The 6238-nt window shown below is 46.7% G+C and carries 2 tRNA genes and 3 rRNA genes; all 5 read right to left on the reverse strand.

What is annotated here, in order from left to right:
- Positions 1 to 7: 7 nt before the first annotated feature.
- The 5 genes from rrf to BLR27_RS18175 all read right to left on the reverse strand — a co-directional run bounded on the left by rrf (position 8) and on the right by BLR27_RS18175 (position 5555).
- Positions 8 to 119 (reverse strand): 5S ribosomal RNA (gene rrf, locus BLR27_RS18155).
- A 181-nt stretch (positions 120 to 300) separates the two neighbouring features.
- Positions 301 to 3183: ribosomal RNA gene (locus tag BLR27_RS18160) — 23S ribosomal RNA — on the reverse strand.
- A gap of 398 nt (positions 3184 to 3581) precedes the next feature.
- Positions 3582 to 3658, reverse strand: a tRNA-Ala gene (locus BLR27_RS18165).
- Positions 3659 to 3782: 124 nt separating this feature from the next.
- Positions 3783 to 3857 (reverse strand) — tRNA-Ile (locus BLR27_RS18170).
- Between the two features lie 176 nt (positions 3858 to 4033).
- A 16S ribosomal RNA gene (locus tag BLR27_RS18175) occupies positions 4034 to 5555 on the reverse strand.
- The 16S, 23S and 5S rRNA genes sit together here with 2 tRNA genes alongside, the layout of an rRNA operon.
- Positions 5556 to 6238: the final 683 nt, after the last annotated feature.

Here is a 6238-nt window from a genome sequence, read left to right on the forward strand (position 1 = left end):
GTTTAAAATTGGGCACCGACCTACTCTCCCACCTGTTACGGCAGTACCATTGGCTCTGGCGGGCTTAACTTCTCTGTTCGGAATGGGAAGAGGTGGACACCGCCGATATAGGCACCTAAAGATCTTTGAGCTTGAGGCTGAAAGCCGAAAGATTAAGGCGTTTGAACGCTTTCTGCTTTTCGCTTTTCGCTTTTGACTCATAATATCTTAACATAAGGGAAAAAAGTACTTGAATAAGAAAACAACAATATATTTTACACTACTTGCGTAGTCTATCTGCCTTGTACAAGTAAAACCTGTACGAAGAAAGCTTCGGGTAATTAGTATTACTCGGCTATGATGTCACCACCTTTACACCTGTAACCTATCAACGTAGTAGTCTTCTACGGCCCTCAATGGAAGTCTCATCTTGTGGCTAGTTTCGCACTTAGATGCTTTCAGCGCTTATCTATTCCAAACGTAGCTACTCTGCAGTACAGCTGGCGCCATAACAGATTCACTAGCGGTTTGTCCATCCCGGTCCTCTCGTACTAAGGACAGCCCCACTCAAACTTCCAACGCCCACAACAGATAGGGACCGAACTGTCTCGCGACGTTCTGAACCCAGCTCGCGTGCCACTTTAATCGGCGAACAGCCGAACCCTTGGGACCTTCTCCAGCCCCAGGATGTGACGAGCCGACATCGAGGTGCCAAACCTCCCCGTCGATATGAGCTCTTGGGGGAGATCAGCCTGTTATCCCCAGCGTACCTTTTATCCTTTGAGCGACGGCCCTTCCATGCAGAACCGCCGGATCACTATATCCGTCTTTCGACCCAGATCGACTTGTCTGTCTCACTGTCAAGCAAGCTTATGCTATTGCACTCCGCGTACGGTTACCAAGCGTACTGAGCTTACCTTTGAAAGCCTCCGTTACTCTTTTGGAGGCGACCACCCCAGTCAAACTACCCACCAAACAATGTCTCCGCCGTAGGCGGATTAGACACCGTATACAGAAAGGGTGGTATTTCAAGGTTGTTTCCACGACTCCTAGCGAAGCCGCTTCACTAACTCCCACCTATCCTACACATCCTGTATCCAATATCAATGTTAAGTTGTAGTGAAGGTGCATGGGGTCTTTCCGTCCCGTTGCGGGTAACCGGCGTCTTCACCGATACCACAATTTCACCGAGCTCATGGCTGAGACAGCGCCCAGATCGTTACACCATTCGTGCAGGTCGGAACTTACCCGACAAGGAATTTCGCTACCTTAGGACCGTTATAGTTACGGCCGCCGTTTACTGGGGCTTCGATTCAATGCTTCGAATTGCTCCTAACATCCCCTCTTAACCTTCCAGCACCGGGCAGGTGTCAGGCCTTATACCTCATCTTTCGATTTTGCAAAGCCATGTGTTTTTGTTAAACAGTCGCCTGGGCCTTTTCACTGCGGCTGATATTGCTACCAGCGCCCCTTCTCCCGAAGTTACAGGGCCATTTTGCCGAGTTCCTTAGCCATGATTCACTCGAGCACCTTAGGATTCTCTCCTCGACTACCTGTGTCGGTTTACGGTACGGGTTTTTATAACCTGAAGCTTAGCGGGTTTTCTTGGAAGTCTGTTTACCTGCTCTATCTACGCCCCCGAAGGTTTGCAGTACTATTGGGTTTCAGCTAGACCGGCGGATTTGCCTACCAGTCCAATACCTACGCCTTTTAACGATCTATTCCGTCAGATCGCGGCAGTGTCACTACTCCGTCACCACATCGCAGTTATAAAAAGTATGGGAATATTAACCCATTGTCCATCGGCTTCCCCCTTCGGGTACACCTTAGGCCCCGACTAACCCTGATCCGATTAGCGTTGATCAGGAAACCTTAGTCTTTCGGTGGGCGGGTTTCTCTCCCGCCTTATCGTTACTTATGCCTACATTTGCTTTTCTAATCGCTCCACCACCGCTAACGCGTATAGCTTCACTGCAATTAGAATGCTCCCCTACCACGTGTATAAATACACATCCATAGCTTCGGTGATATACTTAATGCCCGTTTATTATCCATGCCCGATCGCTCGACTAGTGAGCTGTTACGCACTCTTTAAATGAATGGCTGCTTCCAAGCCAACATCCTAGCTGTCTGTGCAATCGGACCTCGTTAGTTCAACTTAGTATACACTTGGGGACCTTAGCTGATGGTCTGGGTTCTTTCCCTCTCGGCGCGTGACCTTAGCACCCCGCGCCTCACTGCCGGCCATATTTCATTAGCATTCGGAGTTTATCTGGATTTGGTAGGATTTGACTCCCCCGCACCCAATTAGTAGCTCTACCTCTATGAAACTTAATGCCGACGCTGTTCCTAAAAACATTTCGGGGAGTACGAGCTATTTCCCAGTTTGATTAGCCTTTCACCCCTACCCACAAGTCATCCGGAAACTTTTCAACGTTTATCGGTTCGGTCCTCCAGTACGTGTTACCGCACCTTCAACCTGCTCATGGGTAGATCACAAGGTTTCGCGTCTACCCCCTCTGACTATACGCCCTATTCAGACTCGCTTTCGCTTCGGCTTCGTGACTTAATCACTTAACCTTGCCAGAGAGGAGTAACTCGTAGGCTCATTATGCAAAAGGCACGCCGTCACAGAACAAGTCTGCTCCGACCGCTTGTAAGCACACGGTTTCAGGTTCTATTTCACTCCGCTATTCGCGGTTCTTTTCACCTTTCCCTCACGGTACTAGTTCACTATCGGTCTCTCAGGAGTATTTAGCCTTACCGGATGGTGCCGGTAGATTCCCACAAGGCGTCTCCGACCTCGCGGTACTCAGGATCCTACTAGGTTATCATTGCTTACGTGTACGCAGCTTTCATGCCCTATGGCCAGGTTTCCCAACCTGTTCCACTTCACTTTGATATACCATGTCGTAGTCCTACAACCCCAGTTATGCCGTAACATACCTGGTTTGGGCTGTTTCCCTTTCGCTCGCCACTACTCAGGAAATCACTATTGTTTTCTCTTCCTCCGCTTACTTAGATGTTTCAGTTCAGCGGGTTCGCGCATTATTGCAACTAGTCTTCAACTAGTTAGGTTTCCCCATTCGGAAATCTTCGGATTAATTCATATTTGCTAATACCCGAAGCTTATCGCAGCTTATCACGTCCTTCATCGCCTCTGAGAGCCTAGGCATCCCCCGTGTGCCCTTTCTTACTTTCTTCTTCTAACTGCCTTTTGCTCAGTTAGAATGCTTTTTTGAGCTTAGTTGATTCGTAGTTAGTAGTTAGTTGGTTCGTCTTGCGACTAATAACTAATAACTGATAACTAACAACCAGTCCTCTACTGTTGTCTTCTCTTTCAATTACTTTTTTCCAATATGTCAAAGAACGTTTTTGATTAGTACTGAGTTTTAGTAGTTAGTTTTAGATAAATCTAGTTCCTAATATCTAATAGCTCTTAACTATTCAAACGTGGATAATTATGGTCTCGAACCATTTCTCAGACCCCTGCGGTCAATTTCCTGTGTCTTTCTGTTATGTCAATTACCTATCATATCGCATGATCAGGTGTGTTGTTTTAATTTGCTCATTAACGCATTTGCTAATTCGCTCCTTAATAATGGTGGAGAATAACGGATTCGAACCGTTGACCCCCTGCGTGCAAGGCAGGTGCTCTAGCCAGCTGAGCTAATCCCCCGAAAAGTGAGTACTTAGTTAGTATATAGTAGTTAGTTTCTAGTAGTTAGGGTTGAACGCTGAAATAAGGATGAACCTCATCAAATCTAACCAACTAACAACTAATCACTAACCAACTAAACTTGTAGTCCCGAGCAGATTTGAACTGCTGACCCCTACATTATCAGTGTAGTGCTCTAACCAGGCTGAGCTACGGGACTCTGTAAAGAGTAGTGAGTAGTGAGTAATTAGTAGTGAGATCTTCTCATTGCCACCCCACTATCAATTCCCGGTCTCAAAATGGAGCACTATGAACTGCTCATCTTTTGGGTTGTCTTTTGTTTTTTTAATAAAGAAAATCAATGAAGTATAACGAGCGCAGTTAAACACGCTCTAGAAAGGAGGTATTCCAGCCGCACCTTCCGGTACGGCTACCTTGTTACGACTTAGCCCTAATTATCTGTTTTACCCTAGGACGCTCCTTGCGGTTACGTACTTCAGGTACCCCAAACTTTCATGGCTTGACGGGCGGTGTGTACAAGGCCCGGGAACGTATTCACCGCATCATTGCTGATATGCGATTACTAGCGAATCCAACTTCAAGAGGTCGAGTTGCAGACCTCTATCCGAACTGTGAACAGCTTTTTGAGATTGGCATCCTGTTACCAGGTAGCTGCCCTCTGTACTGCCCATTGTAGCACGTGTGTAGCCCCGGACGTAAGGGCCATGATGACTTGACGTCGTCCCCTCCTTCCTCTCTGTTTGCACAGGCAGTCTGTTTAGAGTCCCCACCATTACATGCTGGCAACTAAACATAGGGGTTGCGCTCGTTGCGGGACTTAACCCAACACCTCACGGCACGAGCTGACGACAGCCATGCAGCACCTAGTTTCCTGTCCTTGCGGACGCATCCATCTCTGGATACTTCAGTAACTTTCAAGCCCGGGTAAGGTTCCTCGCGTATCATCGAATTAAACCACATGCTCCTCCGCTTGTGCGGGCCCCCGTCAATTCCTTTGAGTTTCACCCTTGCGGGCGTACTCCCCAGGTGGAATACTTAACGCTTTCGCTTTGACGCTAACTGTATATCGCTAACATCGAGTATTCATCGTTTAGGGCGTGGACTACCAGGGTATCTAATCCTGTTTGATCCCCACGCTTTCGTGCCTCAGCGTCATTAACACCTTAGTAAGCTGCCTTCGCAATTGGTGTTCTGTGACATATCTATGCATTTCACCGCTACTTGTCACATTCCGCCTACCTCAAGTGTAATCAAGCCTATCAGTATCAAGGGCACTGCGATGGTTGAGCCACCGTCTTTCACCCCTGACTTAATAGGCCGCCTACGCACCCTTTAAACCCAATAAATCCGGATAACGCTTGGATCCTCCGTATTACCGCGGCTGCTGGCACGGAGTTAGCCGATCCTTATTCTTACAGTACATTCAACACGCTACACGTAGCGTGATTTATTCCCGTATAAAAGCAGTTTACAACCCGTAGGGCCGTCTTCCTGCACGCGGCATGGCTGGTTCAGGGTTGCCCCCATTGACCAATATTCCTTACTGCTGCCTCCCGTAGGAGTCTGGTCCGTGTCTCAGTACCAGTGTGGGGGGTCATCCTCTCAGATCCCCTAGACATCGTAGTCTTGGTGAGCCGTTACCTCACCAACAAACTAATGTCACGCATGCCCATCTTAATCCTATAAATATTTGATCATTCTTCGATGCCGAAGTGTGATTTTATGCGGTGTTAATCTCTCTTTCGAGAGGCTATCCCCCTGATTAAGGTAGGTTGCATACGCGTTACGCACCCGTGCGCCACTTTCCCAGAAAGCAAGCTCTCTGGTATCGTTCGACTTGCATGTATTAGGCCTGCCGCTAGCGTTCATCCTGAGCCAGGATCAAACTCTCCATTGTAAAATGTTGGTTTGTCCTAGCCCTATTATATCTCAAATAGAACTAGTATTAATTATATCTATCTTCGTATTTAACTTAAAATAACAAGTATCTTATTACTCATTATACTTCAATTGACATTTCTTTAAAGAACGTTGCGCTTTCCCTCACGGTGCAGCTTATATTTTCTTCCGGTTTCCCGGTCGTAAATCTTTCAGTTTTTATCAGCTCAGGCGTCGCGCCCTTCGCTTTGTTTTTGTATTCCCGTTTTGTTTGGGACTGCAAAGGTAGAAACATTTTCCACTCTGCCAAAATTTATTTGAAGTTTTTTTTTGGGAACCTTTCTACATCTATATCTCTCTCCCCTTAACCCTCAATCTCAACTCCAAACTCTCAAACAACAAGCCCACATCTCTTTCTCTGCGGGTTGCAAAGGTAACAAAATAAACCACCCAACACAACCTATCACCACTTTTATTTGCAAATAATACCTAACTGCCTGTAAACGAATAAGAAAAATATTATAGCACATGTGTTATCAGTTAGCGGTTGTCTGTTGGCTGAAGTAGGAGGCCTGAAGCAGGAGGTCTGAGGTAGGAGGTCTGAAAAAACTGCTCATTTTAAATGAGCACTGAATTGTCCTGGTTCCTTGATCTTTTTAGTTGGTTAGTTAGTAGTAAGAGTGCTCATTGCAAATTAATCCT

The organism is Daejeonella rubra, assembly GCF_900103545.1.
Taxonomy (GTDB): domain Bacteria; phylum Bacteroidota; class Bacteroidia; order Sphingobacteriales; family Sphingobacteriaceae; genus Daejeonella; species Daejeonella rubra.